The organism is Clostridium sp. CTA-7 (assembly GCF_054768095.1).
This window is the reverse complement of the sequence record NZ_BAAAAV010000001.1, coordinates 242,881-264,432: the sequence shown is the minus strand read 5'-3', so window position 1 is coordinate 264,432 and position 21,552 is coordinate 242,881. Positions and strand designations below refer to the sequence as shown.

Annotated in this window: 16 protein-coding genes; 3 read left to right on the top strand and 13 right to left on the bottom strand. The window is 28.1% G+C overall.

The window, feature by feature from the left end; translation table 11 throughout:
• Positions 1 to 35: 35 nt before the first annotated feature.
• The 6 genes from ACYUEX_RS01070 to ACYUEX_RS01045 all read right to left on the bottom strand — a co-directional run bounded on the left by ACYUEX_RS01070 (position 36) and on the right by ACYUEX_RS01045 (position 9,560).
• Positions 36 to 971, bottom strand: coding sequence for a Gfo/Idh/MocA family oxidoreductase (locus ACYUEX_RS01070; protein ID WP_460286176.1), 936 nt, complete (start codon positions 969 to 971; stop codon positions 36 to 38).
• A 1-nt stretch (position 972) separates the two neighbouring features.
• Positions 973 to 1,947, bottom strand: a complete 975-nt coding sequence (locus tag ACYUEX_RS01065) for a Gfo/Idh/MocA family protein (protein ID WP_460286175.1) — start codon at positions 1,945 to 1,947, stop codon at positions 973 to 975.
• Between the two features lie 33 nt (positions 1,948 to 1,980).
• Positions 1,981 to 3,777 carry a thiamine pyrophosphate-binding protein gene (locus tag ACYUEX_RS01060; protein ID WP_460286174.1) on the bottom strand — a complete coding sequence of 599 codons (1,797 nt, stop codon included), beginning with the start codon at positions 3,775 to 3,777 and terminating at the stop codon, positions 1,981 to 1,983.
• Positions 3,778 to 3,826: 49 nt separating this feature from the next.
• Positions 3,827 to 4,804 carry an NAD-dependent 4,6-dehydratase LegB gene (locus ACYUEX_RS01055; protein WP_460286173.1) on the bottom strand — a complete coding sequence of 326 codons (978 nt, stop codon included), beginning with the start codon at positions 4,802 to 4,804 and terminating at the stop codon, positions 3,827 to 3,829.
• A gap of 345 nt (positions 4,805 to 5,149) precedes the next feature.
• Positions 5,150 to 7,207: a family 10 glycosylhydrolase gene (locus ACYUEX_RS01050; RefSeq protein ID WP_460286172.1), complete on the bottom strand. Its 2,058-nt coding sequence runs from the start codon at positions 7,205 to 7,207 to the stop codon at positions 5,150 to 5,152.
• 46 nt (positions 7,208 to 7,253) lie between these two features.
• Positions 7,254 to 9,560 (bottom strand): cell wall-binding repeat-containing protein, encoded by a 2,307-nt coding sequence (locus tag ACYUEX_RS01045; RefSeq protein WP_460286171.1) that lies wholly within the window; start codon positions 9,558 to 9,560, stop codon positions 7,254 to 7,256.
• Positions 9,561 to 9,727: 167 nt separating this feature from the next.
• Here ACYUEX_RS01045 and ACYUEX_RS01040 point away from each other — a divergent pair, with 167 nt between their 5' ends.
• The 3 genes from ACYUEX_RS01040 (at position 9,728) to ACYUEX_RS01030 (ending at position 12,228) form a co-directional block, all read left to right on the top strand.
• On the top strand, positions 9,728 to 10,684 hold the full coding sequence (locus ACYUEX_RS01040; RefSeq protein WP_460286170.1) for an LCP family glycopolymer transferase: 957 nt from the start codon (positions 9,728 to 9,730) through the stop codon (positions 10,682 to 10,684).
• Between the two features lie 195 nt (positions 10,685 to 10,879).
• Entirely contained in the window at positions 10,880 to 11,827 is a 948-nt protein-coding gene (locus ACYUEX_RS01035; protein WP_460286169.1) for a glycosyltransferase family 2 protein, read from the top strand.
• A 17-nt stretch (positions 11,828 to 11,844) separates the two neighbouring features.
• Complete coding sequence (locus tag ACYUEX_RS01030; protein ID WP_460286168.1) at positions 11,845 to 12,228, top strand: GtrA family protein; 384 nt, start codon at positions 11,845 to 11,847, stop codon at positions 12,226 to 12,228.
• Between the two features lie 33 nt (positions 12,229 to 12,261).
• On the opposite strand, the gene ACYUEX_RS01025 is transcribed toward ACYUEX_RS01030, so the two are convergent.
• The 7 genes from ACYUEX_RS01025 to ACYUEX_RS00995 form a co-directional block, all read right to left on the bottom strand.
• On the bottom strand, positions 12,262 to 13,788 hold the full coding sequence (locus ACYUEX_RS01025) for a DUF6056 family protein (protein WP_460286167.1): 1,527 nt from the start codon (positions 13,786 to 13,788) through the stop codon (positions 12,262 to 12,264).
• A 108-nt stretch (positions 13,789 to 13,896) separates the two neighbouring features.
• Positions 13,897 to 14,982: an amidase family protein gene (locus ACYUEX_RS01020; protein ID WP_460286166.1), complete on the bottom strand. Its 1,086-nt coding sequence runs from the start codon at positions 14,980 to 14,982 to the stop codon at positions 13,897 to 13,899.
• Positions 14,983 to 15,190: 208 nt separating this feature from the next.
• Positions 15,191 to 16,399 carry a phosphopentomutase gene (locus ACYUEX_RS01015; protein ID WP_460286165.1) on the bottom strand — a complete coding sequence of 403 codons (1,209 nt, stop codon included), beginning with the start codon at positions 16,397 to 16,399 and terminating at the stop codon, positions 15,191 to 15,193.
• A 369-nt stretch (positions 16,400 to 16,768) separates the two neighbouring features.
• Complete coding sequence (locus ACYUEX_RS01010) at positions 16,769 to 17,932, bottom strand: YhfX family PLP-dependent enzyme (protein WP_460286164.1); 1,164 nt, start codon at positions 17,930 to 17,932, stop codon at positions 16,769 to 16,771.
• A 12-nt stretch (positions 17,933 to 17,944) separates the two neighbouring features.
• The gene (locus ACYUEX_RS01005; RefSeq protein ID WP_460286163.1) at positions 17,945 to 19,054 is read right to left on the bottom strand and encodes an aminotransferase class V-fold PLP-dependent enzyme; all 1,110 of its coding nucleotides are present in this window, start codon (positions 19,052 to 19,054) and stop codon (positions 17,945 to 17,947) included.
• Positions 19,055 to 19,065: 11 nt separating this feature from the next.
• The gene (locus ACYUEX_RS01000; RefSeq protein WP_460286162.1) at positions 19,066 to 19,941 is read right to left on the bottom strand and encodes a phosphotriesterase family protein; all 876 of its coding nucleotides are present in this window, start codon (positions 19,939 to 19,941) and stop codon (positions 19,066 to 19,068) included.
• 248 nt (positions 19,942 to 20,189) lie between these two features.
• Positions 20,190 to 21,482, bottom strand: coding sequence for a YhfT family protein (locus tag ACYUEX_RS00995; protein ID WP_460286161.1), 1,293 nt, complete (start codon positions 21,480 to 21,482; stop codon positions 20,190 to 20,192).
• Between the last annotated feature and the right edge of the window lie 70 nt (positions 21,483 to 21,552).

Here is a 21,552-nt window from a genome sequence, read left to right as displayed (position 1 = left end):
CAATACTTAAAAGTTTAATATATAAAATTCTTAATTTAGATATTTTCAGTTTGGGCAATTTTAAGAACCTTAATAGCATTAACTATGTCATTTATATTTTCTTCTTTTCCTTGACATAAATCTAAAAAATATTCAATTTCCTTTATATATTTATCATTACTATCTTCAATAAATTTTATATCTTCTCTTTCATCAGAAAAACTTATTTTAGAATTAAGTATATCTACCATAATAGTAGCATCTTTAGTAAATAACTCAATTGAACGTCTTGGCACCCTTCCAAAGTAATCTAAATGAAGTTCAACTAATTTGTCTTTATACTTTGCGATATAAATAGCTAAATCCTCACTTGTTATTTCTAAGTGTGATACTTTATCACTAAAAAATTTAGATTTTTCTGGAAAACCAAATAAATATGATATATAATCCCACTCATGAATTAAGTCAATACATACTCCTCCACCTTGCTCTTTATATGAGCTATATATTGTCCTATAATCAATTCCTGGCCTCCAATTAGGTAAGTATGAAGAACTAATCACTCTTGCAGAATAAATATCATTTTCTTTAGTAAAATCATTTAAGTATTTTATAACATTTGTATGCCTTAAGGGGCATGCTACATAATATTTACCATCAGCATGTAAATTTAATTCACGTAAATCTTCATAAACATTTTCAAAAACCGGTTTTTCTATAAAAAATGCTTTTGAATAGTCTCTTAACTCTAACAAAGATTTATAATGTAGATTTGTAGGATTTGTTAAAAAAATCATATCATAATGACTATCCATTTCATTTTTATTATAAAATTGTTTATTAACAATTTTATCAATATCATCATCTAAAATATTTTTATTATTTCTTAAAGCATGAACTTCTAGGAAAACTCCTCTTCTTTTACAAACTAAATATAAATTTTTCAGATGCCTTTTTCCTATAGAACCTAGACCTACAAAACAAACTTTCATCTTATTCCTCCTCTATTCTATCAATAAGATCTAATGTTTTTAGATCATCATAAATAGTATATATAGGTTGCTCTTTATCATTTATAAATTTGAAGAAAGTAATTATTTCATCTAAATAAGCATTCTCTATTATATTTTCGCTATATCTTTCATCTTTATCTACATATTCATAAGTCTTTATAGCTACTTCTTCATTTATATTAAAATCGTATTCATATAGACTGTTAGGAGTACCTCTCCAGAAAATATGTACTTTTTCAGAAAAAACCTCCAGAGCTCTTACTGCTTTTCTTGAAATCACATCTACGCATATAGTACCTTTATTTCCATTTTTATGCTTAAAAGATACAATGTAATTATCATTATAATCTATATCTAATTGACTATTTTTATCCTTCATTACATTAATATCCTCAATTTCTCCAAACGTTCTAATTATCCAAGGTAAATCTATAGCGAAAATTTCTCTACAGCCATTTGTCTTTTTATTACCAACAAAGTAATTTTTATAATCCTCCCAAGGATGCCAATCTGGTAGATATTGTCCAACATGATACATATAATTAACTTTATTTCCAGTAACTCTATTTGCTATATACGCTAAGTCTTTTCTATACAAAAGTGTAGATGAAATAAATAACTTTAAATTTTTATCATTAGCTAGCTTAATAATATCGCTATAACCATCACTAACTAGATTTAACTCAGTAAAAACATGCATATTATTTTGTAAACACATAGTAATAATACTACTATGTGTTAATGGTGATGTAGCTACGAAGGCAACATCTAGACTCTCATTTCTTATAGCTTTTTCTAAAGAACTATAAACTTTTATATTAAAAACTTCACTAGCTTCTTCCCTTTTATCTAATGAATTATCTACCCCAATAATTTCAATGTCAGGATTAAGCTGCCTTATTAATCTAACTCTTCTTTTCCCCATAGAACCTAATCCAATAATTACTATAGTCATTTATTTCACCCTCTTTAATTATTCACCTTATTCTTATTTAGAAATACTCATCATTTTCTTAGTGTGATCTTCATCTAGAAACGGAAATAATTCTTCTAACTTAGATGAAGATATGGTACCATCTAGATTTACTTTTGAAACTGCTTTTGGTATCTCATCAAAATTATTATCAGCAAGTATTTCACAAATTACAGGTTCATTATCCTTCATAACATCTTGTAATACTTTATCAATTTCATCATTATTATTTATTATGAAATACTTTAAATTATAAATTTCTGCAATCTTATTTAGCGGTGTCAATTTAACACCTGTACTTTCATCACAAGCTACAAAATTCCCTTTAAAATGATTTTTTTGCATAGTAACGATTGAAGCATATCCATTATTATTTAAAACAAATAGTTTTATAGGCAGCTTGTACCTATCTATAAGCGCTAGTTCTTGAATGTTATGCTGTAAACTTCCATCTCCCTCTAATGTAATAGTACGATTTTTATTTGAAGCAATACACGCTGCTATTGTCGCCGGAAGAGCAAATCCCATTGAACCTAATCCCATTGAACCAATTTCCACTTGACCCTCTTTACGTTTAAAACTTAAATTTAATATTCCACATGAACGTCCTGACGAAGCTGTAACTATAGAATCATATTCATTTGCATAATTCGATAGTTTTTCCCCAAAAAGATACATATTAGTTAATTTTGACTCAGTAACTTGATTTTCTTTTACAATTTGATATTTCTCTCTTGTTTCTTTACAATACTTAATCCATTTATCTATACTATTAAGTTTTAATCCTCTTGTCTTATTTGATAATATTTCAATAAATTTATTAGCATCACATACTATTTTATGTTCAAAATCCATATCTAATTTTTCAATTTCAAATTTATCTATATCCACTATTACTTTCTTTGCTTTAGGCGCAAAATTTCTTTCATTAAATGCTGTAACTCCTACATTTAAACGAGTTCCTATTACAATCAATAAATCTGAATTTTGTAGAATAAAATTAGAATATCTTGGTCCTGGTGAACCTGGATGTCCAAAGTAGAGATCATGATCATCTGCAAAAACCATCTTTGCACGCCATGTAGCCAATGCTGGCATACCTAAGCATTCTACCAATTCTTTCATCTTCTTTTCTGCATTTGATGCAACTACTCCATGCCCTACAAGAAATACTGGTCTTTTTGCAATCTTTATCATTTCAACAATGTCGTCTATTTCTTTTTCATCTATATAAGTTTCTTCAGCCAATCCTTCATTTATTGGATTAAACTCAATAAAATCTTCTTCATTTATTTGAGCTCCTTGAATATCTAATGGAACATCTATCCAAACAGGTCCTCTTCTTCCACTTTTAGCTAAATAAATAGCTTTATCTAAATGATACTTAACTTCTTCTTTTTTAGTTATTGTTACTGCATACTTAGTTATAGGCTTAACCATTTCAACTATATTGATTTCTTGAGGACCAATCTGTCTAACACCTCTATCTCCAACTAAATCTGAAGTCTTAACTTGTCCAGAAATAGTTAAGACAGGAACAGAATCAAGATAAGAAGCAGCAACACCTGTTACTGCATTAGTTGCACCTGGTCCTGTAGTTACCATACAAACTGCTAAATCATTTGTATATTGTCCATAAGCATCTGCACAAATAGACGTTGCTTGCTCATTTAAATTGCAATAGTAGTTTATCTTCTTACTTCTTCCAACTGAATCTAATAAATGCATCATGCCGCCACCAGATAGTAAGAATACATCTTTCACCCCAATATTTTCAAGATATTTTATTATGTAATCGGATACTTTTATCATCTTAAGACTCCTTCTTCAATATACTATTCGTTATTACATGCTGAAATTTCTATATATTATATTGATTATATTTATATACATCTAAATTTTCTTTTATCCAATCTACTGTAATTTTTAATCCTTCCTCAATTGATGTAGATGGTTTAAACCCTGTTAAAGAATATAATAACCTATTATCTCCTAACAACCTTTCCACTTCACTTTTAGCTGGTCTTAATCGTTCATCATCACATACTATTTTAGCTTCAGGATTTATGATGTTTATCATAGCCTGTGCTAAATCACCTATAGATATTTCATTCATAGTTGCAATATTAACTTCTTTACCAATCGCATCATCACATTCAGCAATTTCCATAAAGCCTCTTACTGTATCCTTTACAAATACGAAATCCCTTGTAGGCGTTAATGAACCCAACTTTATTTCTGTACATCCTGCTATAAGCTGAGAGATTATAGTAGGAATAACAGCTCTTGCAGATTGTCTTGGTCCATAGGTATTAAAAGGACGAACAATTGTAAGAGGAACATTAAAACTTCTATAAAAGGACTCTGCAATTCTATCTGCACCAATTTTTGATGCTGAGTATGGAGATTGTCCTTGGAAAGGATGTTTTTCATCAATTGGAACATATTGTGCTGTACCATAAACCTCTGAAGTAGATGTTACAAGTACTCTTTTAGTATTTAAATCTCTAGCTGCGTTTAACACATTTAATGTTCCTTTGATATTAGTGTCAACGTATGCATCAGGAGCAGTATAACTAAATGGTATAGCTATTAATGCCGCTAAGTGATACACACAATCTATTCCCTCCATAGACTTTCTAACAAAATAAGGATCTCTTATATCACCTGATACTACTTCTAACTTATCCTTGAAATCTTCTGGTAAAGAATCAATCCACCCCCAAGAATTAAATGAATTATAATAAACAAAAGCTCTTACTTCATGACCTGCCCTTATAAGTTCTTCTGTTAAATGACTTCCTATAAATCCATCTGCACCAGTTACTAAAACTTTCATATTTACACCTCTAAACATTTTTTAATTATCATATAAAAAATTTCTACATATTACTACATTCCATATTATAACATAAGTTATTTTCTTATAAAATATTTTTAATTTATATGCAATTATATAATTTACCTCATTTTATTATGAAAATATACAAAATAATACATAAAAAATAATTATTTGTTGTTTTTTTACTTTTTTTTAACTTGTCATTATACTTATATTAAATTTTTATTTTCATTACTATAATTATCTTATTTTTCTATAACTTCTAGTAATTTTTATAACTATATATTAATATAGATACTTATAATTCAATTTCATAAAATGTATTATAAGTATCTAATATATTTATTTTAATGAAATTCTTAAAGAATTTATAGCATTAGGAGAAACTCCCCCTCCAGCTTGTACAATAGAATTTGCATTTTTAAATCCTAAAATATTTTTTTGTGAATTATTTAAATCATTATCACATAAAACTACAGGTCCTCCATTTATGGCTGCAATTGGGCCAGAGCTTAATGCATCTACTAACTCAATTCCTTTTGCGGCATAAACTTTATTAAGCTTTTCACCAAAAAATCTTTCTATTACCATTGCATTAGTATCATATCTATCTGATCCGCCTAATCTATTTCCACTTATATCTGTTGAAGTTATTCCATTAACTATATTTAAAAGATTATTATTTAAAACTGTTGTACCACCAATAATATAAGCATTATTTAGACTCTCACCTTTTAACCAATTATAACTATTATTATTTAAGCTATTAACTTCTGATAGTATAATTGGCATTCTATCTCTTCCTGATATAGATGCTATAGACATTGCATCTGCTTCAGCATAACCATTAGCTATAACTATATTTTCAACATCATAAAGATTAGCATCTATATATTGGGCTATTCTTAAAGAAGTAGCATATCTATCTATTCCACCTAATCTTTCTATTGTAGTAATACCAAGATTTCTTAAAGCATTTTCTACATTAGAACTTACTACTGCATTTCCTCCTACTATTATTGCTTTTTTAGCATTTAGCCTAGTAATTTCATTTTTAGTATAATTAGGAATAGAGTTTACTTCTGACAATAGTATCGGAGAATTTAAACAAGTTGCTAATGATGTTGCTGTTAACCCATCAGCCATCTCTATTCCATTAACTATTACTACTGTATCTGACTTATTAAACTGGCTTTGACTTAACTTTACTGCTGTTTCATATCTATCTAATCCTATTAATTGAGTTACAGGAACCTTTAATGAATTTGCAATTTTATCTTTTACACCTTCAACATTATTTTTTATATCTGTATAAGTATAGAATATACTTCCCCTTACATTTGGATATTGTCTATTTAGACCTATTTGTTTATCTATTTCTTTTGCAACTGTAGGTTTATATATACCATGCCCTATATATAACTTTACATTTGTTCCGTTAACTTCATTTGACCACCATGGTATAAGTTTTGAATAATCAGCAGCACTATTTCCTATTTCCCAATAAACTTGAGGTGCAACATAATCTAACCATTCATTCTTTATCCAAGTTCTAGTATCTCCATAAATATCATAATAGCTTTGTCCACCTCTTGTATCAGAGCCTGTGGAGTCAGTTGAATTATTTTTCCAAATTCCTCTCGGACTTATTCCAAACTCTACATTTCTATTAACACTTTTTATTTTATTATAAACAGCTTTAACTAATTCATTAACACTATTTCTTCTAAAATCACCTATGTCCATTCCATTACCATACTTTGAATAAGCATCACTATCATTTACATTATTTCCTGGATAAAAATAGTCATCAAAATGTATTCCATCGACATTATAGTTTCTTACTATCTCATCTACAGTATCAATAACATGTTGTCTTACTTCTGGTAATCCTGGATTATAATATAAAGCTTTACCATCTGTGATAACTGTTTGTGGATTTTTTCTAGCAAAGTGATTTTCTGATAATGAATTAACATCTGTACCACTTGTTGTTACTCTATAAGGATTAAGCCACGCATGAACTTTAATTCCTCTTTTATGTGCTTCCTCTGTTATAAAAGCTAGTGGATCATAACCTGGATCTTTCCCTTGAGTCCCAGTTAACACTTCTGACCATGGATTTATATTAGATTTATATAAGGCATCTCCCTTTGGTCTAACTTGTACTATAACTGTGTTTAAGCCAATTGCTTTTACATTTTCTAATATATTTATAAATTCTTGCTTTTGTGCTGACACATTATTTCTTGAATCAACACTTGGCCAATCTTTATTATAAACTGTAGTTATCCATACAGCTTGCATGTCCTCATTTACAACTGCCTTTGGAGTAACCTTTAGTAAATTAAATATTGTAAATATTATTATTAATATACTTGGTATTTTAAATTTTTTCATAATATACCCCTTTTCTTCCATCAACTTATTATAAAAATTTTTAGCATTAATTTAGGATTTTAATAGTTTCTGATAAAGTATTTTCTGAAACTCCTCCACCTATTTGTATAACTTCTCTAGTTTCTCTTTTTTCTAATACTACTCTTTGATTTGTATCCAAATATTTATCACATAAAACTATTGCTCCGTTATTCATTGCAATAACTGGTCCTGCACTTAGTGCATCTATAAGCTCTATTCCCTTTGACGCATAAACTTTATTAATTTCATTACCATAGAACCTGTCTATAACTAAAGCATTAGTTTTATATCTATCTAGTCCACCCAACCTATTATTTCTTATATCTAAAGCAGTTATTAAGTTTATAGTATTTAATATATTATCTGATACTACTGCTGTGCCTCCAATTATATATGAATTTTGTAAATTCTCACTCTTCAACCAATTATAACTATTATTATTTAAACTATTTGTTTCTGATAATATAATTGGCATTTTGTCTCTTCCTGAAATGGCTGCAATAGACATTGCATCAGCCTCAGCATATCCATTTGCTATAACTATATTTTCAACGTCATAACAATTTGCATCAATATATTTTACAATTTCAAGTGATGTTTCATATCTATCTTTTCCAGCTAGTCTTTCTATATTATATATTCCCAATTTCTTTAATTGCTCAACTACATTTGGAGATACAACACCTTCTCCCCCTGCTATTATTACTTTTTTTGCTCCAATTCTTTTTATTTCATTTATAGTTTCAATTGGAATATTATTAATCTCTGTTAATAATATTGGAGCCTTTAAAAATGAAGCTAAAGGTGTAACTGTCAAACCATCTGCTAGCTCTATTCCATTAACTAGTACAACTATATCTGAGCTATTAAAATTTGAATTACTTAATCTTGCTGCAGTATCATATCTATCAGTTCCTATAATACTTGTAAATTTCACTTCACTATTTACCTTTGGAAAGGTAACTTTAAAGCTTATTTCATCTCCATTTGCACTTCCAACTTCTGAAATTACAATTCCACTATTTTCTCCATTATCAAAAAATAAATTATTAGAATTAAATTCACTATTTACATTATTATTTCCTATGCTTGTCCTACCAGATTCTTGTGATAAAAATGCAGTTCTAGTATTTCCCGCTGCATATGTATTATTGATATCTCCTGATCTAAATACATAAATATGATCTGGATATCCATTTCTATTACCTAAATATGGATCTACATTTTCATTTATTCTGTAAACTATAAGCCCTGAGCCTGGTAAAGTAGAATCCCAATTCCCTGAATTCTTTCTAAACTCCACCATAAAATATTCTTTATCTGATAAAGGAGATTTAATTTTAAAAGCTACAACGTCACTCTTATTTGAACTTTGCGAGTTTTTTAAATTATAAACTCCATCACCTTTTATTTCTTGAATATTCATATTTAAATTGCTATAAAAGTTTCTAGTATATACTAAAGGAAGTTGTCCATACCCATCTGTATTAGCCATTACATCCCATTCACCAACTGGATTTCCTCTATAGTAATATCTATATAAATCAGGATAGTTAAACGCATGTAAAAATTCATGTATTGCTATTTTTAATAAATTTTTATTAAAAATATTATTTTCATTAGTACCTACATTAATTAAATTATAAGTAGCTAATCTTTTTCCATTTAATAATGTATCTCCTGAAAATTTTGTTTCATGAGGCCATAGCATATTACTTCCTGTAGTTACTCCACTACACAAAAAAGTAACTACATCTATTTCCCCATCTCCATTTTTATCTAATTCATTTTGTGGTAAATTTATATTATCTTTAACTGAATCAAATGCCCATTTTATAAATTCTTGTTCTTCTTTACTTCCAGCAACATATTTCTCATAAAAGTCTCTAGTTTGTGGAGCTTCAATAGATAAATATGTATTATTTCCTTTAGGATAAAAACTACTATTTACTTTTACTTCACCATAAGTTAAATCATTAATATATGAATTTAAAGATACAGAGCCTAAATCTGAAACTTTGTCATTATTTAAATCATTAAATAAATTATATGAACTATTTAACTGAGTAGATTTTTCTTCATTCATAAATTCATTTTCACCTTTAAATCTTATAAGTACGACTATGTTATTAATTGTTTTTTCAACACCATTAGCCATTAAAGGTAAGTTGTTATTCTCTGAATTATCACTCAGGTTATCAGCTCCAAGGCTTGTACCATTTTCTATCATATAATTATATATATTATTGGTTTCAATAGTACTATCAGCCAAAGGCTTTATTGATGGTATAAAAAGTAGTAAAGATATTATTACAGATATAATTTTTTTCATTCTTCTCCCCCTTAAATTCCAAAATTTTTACAACTAATAATAATTCTATCACTTTTTACATTTAACATCAATTACCAATATTTAATATAAAGTTTAGTGTTGTATTCCCAATATTACCTTATTTTTGATATAATACCCCTAGGTTCTAAATATGAGGAGGGTTATAAATGAAAAAAATGACATTAAAGAGGAAAGTATTTATTACGATTGCTATAGTAATTTTGCTTTTGTTAGGCTCAGGAATAGTATATACACACTATCTATCTAGTAAGGTTTCAAGAATTGAGGTAGATAGATCAGAAGTTACTGACACAGGAAAGGAAGCCCCTAAAGAAGCTGATGATGTTATAACTATAGCTTTATTTGGAAGCGACTATTCTGAATTTTATGATGTAAGTTCTGCTGATGCGACCATGATTTTGGCTATAGACACTAAAAATAATAAAATAAAGCTTTGTTCATTAATGAGAGACATTTATTTAGATTTACCTGATGGTGGTAAAATGAACTTAAACTATACTATTTTAGATGGTGGTCCTAGTTCAATATTAAAGACTATAAATTATAACTTTAACTTAAAGATAGATAAATTTGTACAAGTTGATTTAAAAAGACTACCTAAGATAATTGATTCTCTTGGTGGTGTAGAAATGGAATTAACTCAAGATGAGTTAAAATATATTAATAATTACATAGATCAAATTGATAAAAATAATGGTACTAAAACTCAACATATAACTACAGCTGGAAATCAACTTTTAAATGGTACTCAAGCTTCTGCTTATTGTAGAATAAGGTACACAGAAGGAAGAGACTTTAGAAGAACTGAGCGTCAAAGGGATGTTCTCGAAGCTTTATTTGTTAAATTTAAGGATATTAGTTTAACAGAAATGCCAGGTCTTGTTAACAATATTTTACCGTTAGTTACAACTAATCTTTCAAATTCTGAAATTATATCTATTTCAAATAAAGCACTTGGAATGGGTTTAAGTAATATAGAACAAGGAAGATTCCCTTCAGATGGCAACATTATAAGTGCTGGATTTACAGATATGTATCACACTAATATAGATATAGAGGGGACTACTAAAGAGCTTCATGAATTCTTATTTTCAATTAAATAGTTAAATTATTATAAAATTTATTCTAATCTCTTTTATGATTTATATTTTTATTATAAATTATAAGGGGTATAAAGTTTTATGACTTTATGATAAAATTAAAATTAAAAAGAATTTTATATATTTATTAAACTGATATAATTAAAATTTATTACTATATATCTAAAACTATAAATAATTTATCAGTAAGGAGACAATATGAAAAATAATGATTTAATAAGTATAATTGTTCCATGCTATAACGAAGAAGAAGGTTTAAATCTTTTTTATGAAGATTTATCTAAAGTTATAGACAATATAAAAAAATATAACTTTGAAATTATTTTTATTGATGATGGAAGTAAAGATAATACCATAGAGAAAATATATAAGCTATCTAAAATAGATAATAGAATTAAGTATATAACATTTTCTAGAAATTTCGGCAAAGAATCTGCTATGTTATCTGGATTAAAAAATTGCACTGGTGATTTTGTTGTAATAATGGATGCTGACTTGCAGCATCCACCTCAACTCTTATATGAAATGATTGATGGAATTGAAAATGGATATGATTCTGTAGCTACAAAACGAAAAAATAGAAAAGGAGAGCCTTTAATTCGAAGTTACTTTGCAAGAATGTTTTATAAAATAATAAATAAAACATCTAAAGTACACATAACAGAGGCTGCCACAGATTATAGATTAATGAATAGAAAAATGGTTAACTCAGTTCTTGAGCTATGTGAATATCATAGATTCACAAAGGGTATTTTTGAATGGGTTGGATTTAAAACAAAATGGTTAGAAATAGATAATGTTGAAAGAGTTGCTGGAAAAACTACATGGTCATTTTTTGGCCTACTATCTTATGCAATTGAAGGTATAGTATCTTTTTCTGTTGCTCCATTAAAATTGGCAAGTATATTAGGTTCTCTTATTTCATCTGGAACCTTCATTTATGCTATCTATGTAATAGTAAGAACATTGATCCTGGGTAAAGATGTACCAGGATATGCTTCTCTATTATGTATAATACTTTTCTTAGGTGGTATTCAATTAATCTCAATAGGTATAATTGGAGAATATCTATCAAGAACTTATATGGAAGTTAAAAATAGACCAAATTATATAACTGATAAAACAAATATAAAAGACATTAAATAATAGGAGTGCCTTATAAAATGAAAAAAATAGATTATGATTTTATAAAACAATTTTTTAGATTTGCTATAGTAGGAGTAGTTGCTACAGTTATTAGTTACTCTATTTATATAGCTCTAGAGAAACTTGGTTTTCAATATAATATAGCATATACTTTAGGTTATATTATTAGTTTCTGTTTTAACTATGTTGCATCTACATATTTTACATTTAAAACTAATACTACAGCTAAGAAAGGTATAAAATTTATCTTTGCACATACATTTAATTATTTTCTTCAGATAATATTACTTAATATATTTATCTACATTGGTATAAATAAGAGCATTGCTCCTATTTTTGTTTACTCCATTTCAATTCCAGTTAACTTCTTAATTGTTAGAGTTGCTTTAAAAGATAAATAAAGAGGCTATCACTAGATAGCCTCTTTATTTATCTTAATCTATATAATTAATAATTGTATTTTCATTTATTTTATAACACTGCTTCATAAAATAAGGCATATCATTCCAATTACCAAGATTATAACCATATAAGCTAGGCGGAACCTTTTTTAAAGTAAGTATACTTTTATCAGAACTTTTATTATATTCTTTTATAGCATTTAAATTATAAACTATTTCTTTTGATGTATTTTTATAACCTTTATAGTTTTGATAATATACTTTAAATGATATTATCATAAAAGGTAATAATACTACTGTAAATACTACTTTATTAAATTTTATGCTATTTCCATTATACAATTCAGAGAAAGTATATGATATAAATATAAACATCAATAATAATGATGGAAATACTATCTTATATGAACCAGCAAATCTAGAATCTGCAACTAAAAGCATAGCTTGTGCTCCTATTGCATTTATTATACAAGATAATATGAATGGGTTATTTTTATTTAATAATATTAATGTTCCTATATATAAAATTGAAAATAGATATAGGACTGTAAATCCTAGATAAAATAATCTAACCTTTAAGCTTACATTTGTAGCATCAAAAATCACCACATTAAACCCTTTAATAATTACAACATATATATAACATAAACTTGATATACATAAAGTAATTGCAAGTATTATATTAAAATATCCTTGAAGCTTACTTTTACTTCCTTCTATAATAAATTTAATTAACCAAACTATACAACTTATACATATTAATAAAACAAAAATAGAAACAGGCTTTGAAAACACATTACTTTTTAACATCTCTGTAATAGTGTCCGTAATTTTAATTACTACCCCACTATTTTGTTCAAATAACATTCTCTTAATTGAACCATATGTTACTAATCCATAACCTAAAAATAGTGAAATAAAATATATACTGTAATTTAATCTAAACCTATATTTTTTTACAAATATTAAATATAAAGTAATTAATACAGCAAATCCTATTGCAATCATTCCCGCTTGTTGAGTTGATGACCCTGCAAAAAATGCTACTATCACTATAAGTAAACTAATTTTTGAATTATTATTTGTATTTGAATAATATTTAAATAGTAAATATCCAAATAATATTGCAACCAATGTAGGATAAAGATAATTTAAAGCACATGCTGCATAATAAATTGTTGTACTAGATATTGGTGTATGAAGAGCTAGAAATAAAACTGAACTCACTAAAATAGCAGGAAATATATTCTTATTCTTTTCATTATCATGTATACATATTTTTGCTATTAATAATACTGTAAGTGATATTATAATAGGATTTACTATTCTAAATAATAAAACGTCATACTTTAGCAAAAATGAAAGTAAAACATGCACCCATACTCTTCCATTAATATTAAGTTGTTTAAGCATAAATTCTGGTAGATATGATAATCCATATTGTGCATCTCTAGAATAGTATAAATCATCGGCATAAATAAATATATATCTATGAATCATATACATAGCAACAAATAATATAAATAACGGTATAAACTTATATAAAGATTTCTTTTTCATATAAAATACTCTCCTAAAAAATTACTTAAACTAAATTATATAACAAATTTATTAAAAATAAAAGAAGAAACATGTTTTTAATTAAAAGATATCTATATTATTTAACTATTAATCTATCTTTATAGGCTCAATAAATTTCTCCCTTTCTATAAAGTATCTATTAAAAACCTCATTCTTTTCTATATTATTATCTAAAAGCTCTCCAAGATTAAATGCATTTACTAAACCATCCATTCCTTCTTTTGCACATATTACAAAGCCACTAGCAAGTTTATCTCCTGGGATTGTTAAGGCTGTACACTTACACATATTTGCTGCCTTTACTATTGCTTTTCCACCATTTGAAGTAATTTCTTTTTCTGCTTTTCCTTTAAAGCTTCTTTGAATAGTTTCATCATAGCCATAAACATCTATTGGTCCTTCATAGGTTAAAATAATGTCTGCTATGTCATTTTCAAAAATATATTTAATTTCTTTTATTCCTATGCTTCTTTCATAAATATTCTCAAAAAAGTATTCCTTAAACTCAAATTCTTCTTTGTTTATATTAGATATTGTTCTATCTATTTCTAACCTCATATCTATGCCATCTGGTAACTTTAAGCAATTATATGCTGGTATTAATACTCTCGTTTTCTTTTGTTTATAATTTATTTCCTTGTGGATAATATCTTCTACTACCATCTTCAATACAGGAAAATTTTTAGAAATTATCCCAATTCCTCCAGTAAAAGATATACTATCTGTGGATAAGCCTTCTTTACCTGTAACTAATCCTATTCCTGAACCTATAAAAGAATACAAATTAGTGCTAAGGGCAGGAGCAAGGACTGATCCTCCCCCATCTGTTCCTATGCCAAAGTCATTAATTCCTTTAAGAATATTTACTGCGGTTCCACTACTTGAGCCAGTCATACATCTATAAGTTAAAGGATTAATTAAATCCGTATCCACACTTCTACCAATATGAGACATCTTATCCACAGTAGTGAATAAATATTTAGAATTTTTCCTTAATTTATCCACTACCTCTATAGGTATATCCACAGTATTTTTAACACCAAAGGTTAAATATTCTTTTTCTTTGTGTTTTTCTTCTTCTTCTAAGGTTTTATTTATTGAAATAACAGATTTATATAAATTTTGTTCTGCTAGAATTTTAGTCTTATATAATTTTGTTTTACAATCCATCATTTAGGTAACCTCCTTGTTAATTAAAGATAACTTTTCACCTCTATAAAATAAGCAATGGAGAAATAAAAACAAATTAAATTTATTAATCCTTTATTAACCTTAACTTTCTTCATTTTAATTTCTCCATTATATTGAATTATTTAATTTTCCTATATATAATATTTATCCTTGTCTCTTTAAAAAGTTTATACTACTTAAAGTACAAATTTTATAATAGTTTATTTAAGAAACTTGCTCCATTTTCCGGTGCTTTTACTTTAAAGTAATCTGCAACTGTTGCTCCTACATCTGAAAGTGTTGCTCTTACTCCAACTGTTCCTTCTTTAATATTTTCTCCATATATCATAATTGGAACCATCTCTCTTGTATGCTTACTATGCCCTATTGTTGGATCATTTCCGTGATCTGCCATTACTAGTAGTATATCATCTCCAGTTATTGTTTCTATAAGCTCGCCTATAAGCTTATCTGATATTTGAAGTTTTTCTGCATATCTATCAATATTTTCCGCATGTCCTGAAAGGTCAGTTTCTTGAACATTACAGCATATGAATCCTTCTTCTACTTCTTTAGCTATTTCTATTGTTCTTTTTAATACCTTTTCTGTATCTACCATAGAGATACTTGTTCCCTTTTCATTTATAACTACATCTGCTACTTTTCCTAGTAAATAAACTGGTATATTTTCTTCAGAAAGTATTGTTGAAACTTGAGTTTTAGGATTAACTCCATATCCTAAATGAATACATTCATATCCATTATCATAAACACCTGATTTTGGTGCATTTATTCCTATATATCCACCGTCTTTTTCTTCTTCTGCATTTAATATGTCTTCTAAAGTAATACCCTTTCCTCCAAAGGTTATAACTCTTGGAACTGTTGCAATAGATCTAACTATATGTCCAATTTCTAAAACCTTACTAAATGGTATTATATCTAATGCTGATGTAATATTGAAAGCTTGACCTAAATCACATTCTATATTATCTGCAACAGTAAGTGCATCTTCTACAACTAGATACTTCTCCTTATTTCCCTCTTTATATTCAACTTTATATCCAGCCTCTTTTATAGCATTATATATTGATTTTATTTTATTTTTAATAGGCTCTCTAAAAGGCATCTTTGGTTTTGTTCCCATTATTTCTTGATGCCCAAAGAAGGTATCTGCTCCAAAGTGAGTTAATTTTCCCTTTCCAAAAGTTGCATGTGGATTTTCCTTCATTCCATTTATTTCTGTTCCTAATATATTAATAAGACCTAACTTTTCTAGATTAGGTAAAACTACATCTTTCCTTTTTTCTAATATATGAAGACATGTATTTGAATTTATATCTTGAGGTCTTGTTTCTTTAACATCATCCATTTCTCCAATGCCAAAACCATCGAGTACAATTACAACAAATTTTCCCATATTAATTTTCCTCCTCTTCTTATTTAGTCAAATATTAATTTTAATATTTCACTGGTTAGACATTTCCCTCTAACACACTCTAATTTTTGAATATAATTAAAAGAAACTTCAGCACAAGGTTGTAGTACTATCCCATCCTCAGCATCCATTTCTTTTAACTATTTTTTATTTTAAATTTATCATACCACTACAACCTTTTATCATATCACTACAACTTTCTAATACATAATTATTCTTAGAATCTATTAGACACCTTTGTTGATATGATAGTTGCATAATTACCTGCAAATTTTTAGAATTTCATTATTTCTGTAGCAAATATTGCCTTAGGAATTTTAATTCTTTAGCATAGCGAGTTTTAAAACTTCGCTAATTTTCTATTAATCTTCCTTGCGAATCATAAACCCCAACTATTTCTGGATTCCCATCTTTAATTCCTTTAACTAAAGCTACATTACTTCTTGTTACAAATATTTGAGTTCTGAAAGCCATAACTACAGTATCTGATACTTTACAGTTTTCTGATAGTTCAAAATGGTAATCTATACTTTCATCTGTTGGTGGAATAACTTTAATCATTTTTGAATTATCTATATCTTCACCAACTAAAGCATTTTCCATGTGAGATCTTCTATAATGACCTCCACCATAACAATAAGATCTATCTCCTAAGTTATGTGATACTTCACTTACATAAACCATAGCTGGAAGCTCCACTCCATCATTAAACTTATGATATGGAGTAGTACCAGTTAAACCATGACCTGGTTCTCCATGAGTTCCACCTTCTTCGTATATGCTCTTTATAGAACTAACGCAAGTAGCTGATGGCATGTTTAATTGTTCTATTTTCACATTAAATGTCTCTTCTAAAATATCTTTAGCCTTTTTAATTGTATCTATGTTATTCGTTCTTTTAATCTTATTACTTTCTTCATCAAATAAGAAACATGGAAATGAAGCTACTCCTGCTAAGTTTAAATTCTTAAGCTTTACTAATTCTTCTCCAATTATTTTAAGTTCTTCTAACTTAAATCCTCCATATTGACCTGAATATAAGTTATCATTTTCTCCTAAAACTCTAAGCATTATATTTTGCTTTAATCCAAGCTTTTCACAGGCTTCATTAATTTCTTTAGCTTTTTTAACTGAATAAACAGTAATATAATCTGGTTTAGATTTAACTACCTTTTCTATTAAAGCCTTTGGAATTTGAACTAAGTGTCCTACGTGACCTATCTTAATTCCATTATCAATCATAACTTCTGCTTCTTTAAAGTCTACTACTACTGCTCCATCATATCCAAGTTTCATAAACTCTTTTGCAATAAAAGGATTTCTGCCTATTTGCTTTGTCATGAAATAAAGCTTTATACCATACTTATCTGCTTCAGCTTTCATTTTTTTAGCATTTTCTAATAATGTATCTAAGTCAATAACATAAGTGTCAGGAATAATTAACCCTTCTTTATGGAGCTTAAATGCAGCTTGAACTAATTCTCTATTTCTTTCTATGGTTTTTTCAAGAAACATCTTTACTCCCCCTTACTTAGCTTCTTTTCTAACGTCATCAATTGCATTTTTTAATATTCTTATTATTGTATCTGCTCCACTTCTCATTGGATTTACTCTTATCATTCTCTTTTCTAAAGTAGGATCAGCTGCTCTAAAGGTTCCAGAAACTCTATACATCATTGGAACAAATTCATATTTTGATTCTGAGCCTACTGGATGTGATGCTGCTCCATATTTAGTTGTTAATTCTAAAACTTCTTCTGCTATATTCTCCTTTAATTCAACTAATAATACTTTTGATTGAGCATTAGCAAGAAAAGCATCCTTTATTCCTGGGATTTCTCCACTTTTTAATCTAGTTACAAGTTCTTCATTAACTTCTGATTGAATTGCTAATGAAACTGGTGCATATACAAGCCCTCTTAAAGCTTCCATTGCTTCATGGCCTTGCACTTGGCTTCCCCCTGAATAATTTAATGAATAAACCTTATCTATAAGATCCTTCTTTCCTACTAAAACACCAACACCTTCAGGTCCTAATATCTTAAAGCAAGAAAAACTTCCAAGATCAGCTCCACATTGGTTACCTATCTTCTTTACTTTTAAAGCAGCATAGTTATCATCAGTAATTATTTTTATGTTAAAATTAGCTTCTTTTATAGTAGTTATGACTTCTTCTAAATCATAAGAATCATCTATTTTTTGTCTTGTATTTTGAACTAATGCACCTTTTATTTCTGGATTTTTTAAGATAACATCTTTTACATCATTTAAATCATTAAAGTTAGCTTTGATAACCTTAAGCCCCATAGTCTCAATAGTAACTTTTGAAGTAGGATATATTGGTGCATCATGAACTAAAATAGTATCTCCACTGTTCATAAAGCTAATTAATCCCCATCTTATAGCTCCAGTTCCTGCTCCTCTAACAAATATTGCTGCTTCTGCATCAAATACTTCTGCAAAAACCATTTCTACTTTTTTAGTATAAGTTGGTTTATTTAATCCCTTAACAACACCTAAGTCCCCTAGGGATAATATTTCTTGTCCATCAAAATTCTTTGTTATTGTATCTATTATTTTAAATTGTAATTTCTTTGCTTCATCTAAACTTATTGAGTGTAATGGGTATGTTCTCATAGATTTTCCTCCTACTTAAGGTTATATATATTTTTTATATTATTAACTAACATATTTTCTATATGTTTGTTAGAAATTTCATTTTCATATAATCTTGGTAAAAAGTTATCTATTAAATAACTATAACCAAGTCCACCATTTCCTTTAAAGTGAGATTTTCTTGTAATATCCATAGACATAACTATTTGATTGCTATATCCTTTTTCACAAAGAGCTTTTAACCACTCTACTCTCTTTTCATCTGGCTGATAATTATTTTTTCCAATTGTATCAAATGCTATATTTACTCCTGTGTCAACTAATCTAAACATATATTCTAAATCACCACTTAAATCTATATGGCTTAATGTAACTTTAGATAAATCAACGTTAAACTCTTTAAATATTTCAATTTGCTCTAATCCCAATTTTCCAAGTGTTGTATGTGTTATTATCGGTGCTCCTGTTTCAGAGTGTGCTCTACATGAAGCTTCAAAAACTTTCTTTTCCATTTCCTCTATTTTATTTAAGCTAGTTCCTATTTCTCCTATAACAGCTGCTTTAACCTGTGTCCCATCTATCCCATTAACTATTTCATCTACTAAAAGCTTTGCCATTTCTTTTTCGCTTATGTTATAAACCTCTTCTGGAAGAAATGGTTCCTTATAGTATCCTGTTGCTTGAAGAATATTTATACCAGTTTCTTTAATAACTTCACTAACATATTCAGTACTTCTTCCCATTCCTCTATTAGTAACATCTATAATGGTAGAAACTCCTTTAGCCTTTAAATCTTTAAACTCTTCTATTGTTTGTCTTTTATTATTTAAAAAACAATCTGCATCTTTTTTTACACCTGATAAATCTATAGTAATATGTTCATGACAATAAATTATTTCTTTATTCATATAAATATCTCCTTATAAAAAAGTTTACCTATGTAATTTTACTTATTCCGTCCCTTCGCTCCAAGTCATCGAAAAATTACATAGGTGAACTTCAAAGCTGAAGGAAGGAAATTATATATTGGAGTATATGTACTTCTATAACATTTTAGTTATTGAATAAGTTATGCTTATTTTAAAAGTGAGGTAGCAAGTTATTATGCTACCTCTCTATTTAATTAAGTAAAATTTATCTAATTTTTATTTAATTCTTATTTAGGAACTACATATAATCCAACTAAGTTTAATATGTTAATTAAAATTCCTACTGTAATTGCTCCTACTGGACCAACAGCCATATCTACTATTGGCTTCTTTGAAGTTTTATTTAATACATAAAGTCCAACTACTACGAATAATCCAAGTCCTGGTGCCATTGCTTGAGCTGCCATCGCACCACCTACTAATAAAGCAACTTCTAGTACTTTACTCATAGCTGTTCTTATGTTATCTCCGCACTTTCTAACTCCTGGGAACTTGTCCATCATCTTAGCCATAACATCTAAGAATAAAATTTCTAAAGTCATTACTGCTGCCCCTGCAACAAATGCTAGTATTGGGTTTCCTATTAAGAATCCAGTAACGAATACAAATGTCATACCTGCTGGTGCATATACTCCAGTGGAAATTGCAGTAGTTGCAACTAGTGGTATAAATCCTATACCTCTTGCAAATGCTGTCATTGCAGCTTCAGTTGTTTTTCCTTCTGCTAAAAGATTTAAACTAATAGGGTCTCCAGCTACTAGGCTTAAACTAGTTGCTGCTGATACTAATCCACCCATTAAAGCTAATAAAGGTAAGTTCTTTTTGATTTTTTTAACTCTTTCTTCAAAAAGTGCTGCTAAATCAATCTTTGGTGCATTTGGATCTGGTTTTTCCTTCATTGCAAAGGCAATCATTATTATCATACCAGCAAGTAATGCCATACCTTCTTGGTCTAATTTAATCTTAGCTGCACCACCATTTATAGTGAAAGTTCCATATATTGCAGTTATTTGTCTTACTATTAAAGCAACTATTCCTGTAAGGAATCCTTTCTTTATGCCAAATTGATATGAAACAACTAATGCTGGGAATACTGCAAATGCAACTGTAATTGGAGTACCAACTAGTTTTAATGAATCTAAGAAATTAACTGGTAGCTTTGCGAATAAATCAACAACAAATTGTAATCCATAAACTATACCCACTCCATAAAGAGCTCCAACTATTCCAGATATAACTAGTCCCTTTTTGCCACTTGGACAGAATGAACCAATAATATCAGTACCTAATAATATACTGTGAATTAAGATTATAGATGCCGCTATTGATACTGGAATACCAAAACCAATAACTAATCCAAAGCTTATTGCAAAAGATGTTGCTGCTAAAGCTTTTTTGTCCATTCTACCTTCTAAGTATTCTGGGACTATAGCTCTAAAACCATCATTGAAAACTGCTATACCTGCATTTGCTAGTATTGCTGCTAAAGCACCTAAAAGTGCTACAACTAAATATTGCATAAATAATACCTCCCAAAAATTTTTTAATATAATATATATAAATAAAATATATAACTAATTAAATTTTCTA

What these genes read in the sequence shown, in the direction of transcription:
- ACYUEX_RS01020 (WP_460286166.1), bottom strand. Translation starts at nt 14,982, where the DNA reads ATGATGGATTGTAAAACAAAATTATATAAGACTAAAATTCTAGCAGAA.
- ACYUEX_RS01045 (WP_460286171.1), bottom strand. Translation starts at nt 9,560, where the DNA reads ATGAAAAAAATTATATCTGTAATAATATCTTTACTACTTTTTATACCA.
- ACYUEX_RS01055 (WP_460286173.1), bottom strand. Translation starts at nt 4,804, where the DNA reads ATGAAAGTTTTAGTAACTGGTGCAGATGGATTTATAGGAAGTCATTTA.
- ACYUEX_RS01000 (WP_460286162.1), bottom strand. Translation starts at nt 19,941, where the DNA reads ATGAATAAAGAAATAATTTATTGTCATGAACATATTACTATAGATTTA.
- ACYUEX_RS01015 (WP_460286165.1), bottom strand. Translation starts at nt 16,399, where the DNA reads ATGGGAAAATTTGTTGTAATTGTACTCGATGGTTTTGGCATTGGAGAA.
- ACYUEX_RS01030 (WP_460286168.1), top strand. Translation starts at nt 11,845, where the DNA reads ATGAAAAAAATAGATTATGATTTTATAAAACAATTTTTTAGATTTGCT.
- ACYUEX_RS01005 (WP_460286163.1), bottom strand. Translation starts at nt 19,054, where the DNA reads ATGAGAACATACCCATTACACTCAATAAGTTTAGATGAAGCAAAGAAA.
- ACYUEX_RS01050 (WP_460286172.1), bottom strand. Translation starts at nt 7,207, where the DNA reads ATGAAAAAATTTAAAATACCAAGTATATTAATAATAATATTTACAATA.
- ACYUEX_RS00995 (WP_460286161.1), bottom strand. Translation starts at nt 21,482, where the DNA reads ATGCAATATTTAGTTGTAGCACTTTTAGGTGCTTTAGCAGCAATACTA.
- ACYUEX_RS01070 (WP_460286176.1), bottom strand. Translation starts at nt 971, where the DNA reads ATGAAAGTTTGTTTTGTAGGTCTAGGTTCTATAGGAAAAAGGCATCTG.
- ACYUEX_RS01065 (WP_460286175.1), bottom strand. Translation starts at nt 1,947, where the DNA reads ATGACTATAGTAATTATTGGATTAGGTTCTATGGGGAAAAGAAGAGTT.
- ACYUEX_RS01040 (WP_460286170.1), top strand. Translation starts at nt 9,728, where the DNA reads ATGAAAAAAATGACATTAAAGAGGAAAGTATTTATTACGATTGCTATA.
- ACYUEX_RS01035 (WP_460286169.1), top strand. Translation starts at nt 10,880, where the DNA reads ATGAAAAATAATGATTTAATAAGTATAATTGTTCCATGCTATAACGAA.
- ACYUEX_RS01060 (WP_460286174.1), bottom strand. Translation starts at nt 3,777, where the DNA reads ATGATAAAAGTATCCGATTACATAATAAAATATCTTGAAAATATTGGG.
- ACYUEX_RS01010 (WP_460286164.1), bottom strand. Translation starts at nt 17,932, where the DNA reads ATGTTTCTTGAAAAAACCATAGAAAGAAATAGAGAATTAGTTCAAGCT.
- ACYUEX_RS01025 (WP_460286167.1), bottom strand. Translation starts at nt 13,788, where the DNA reads ATGAAAAAGAAATCTTTATATAAGTTTATACCGTTATTTATATTATTT.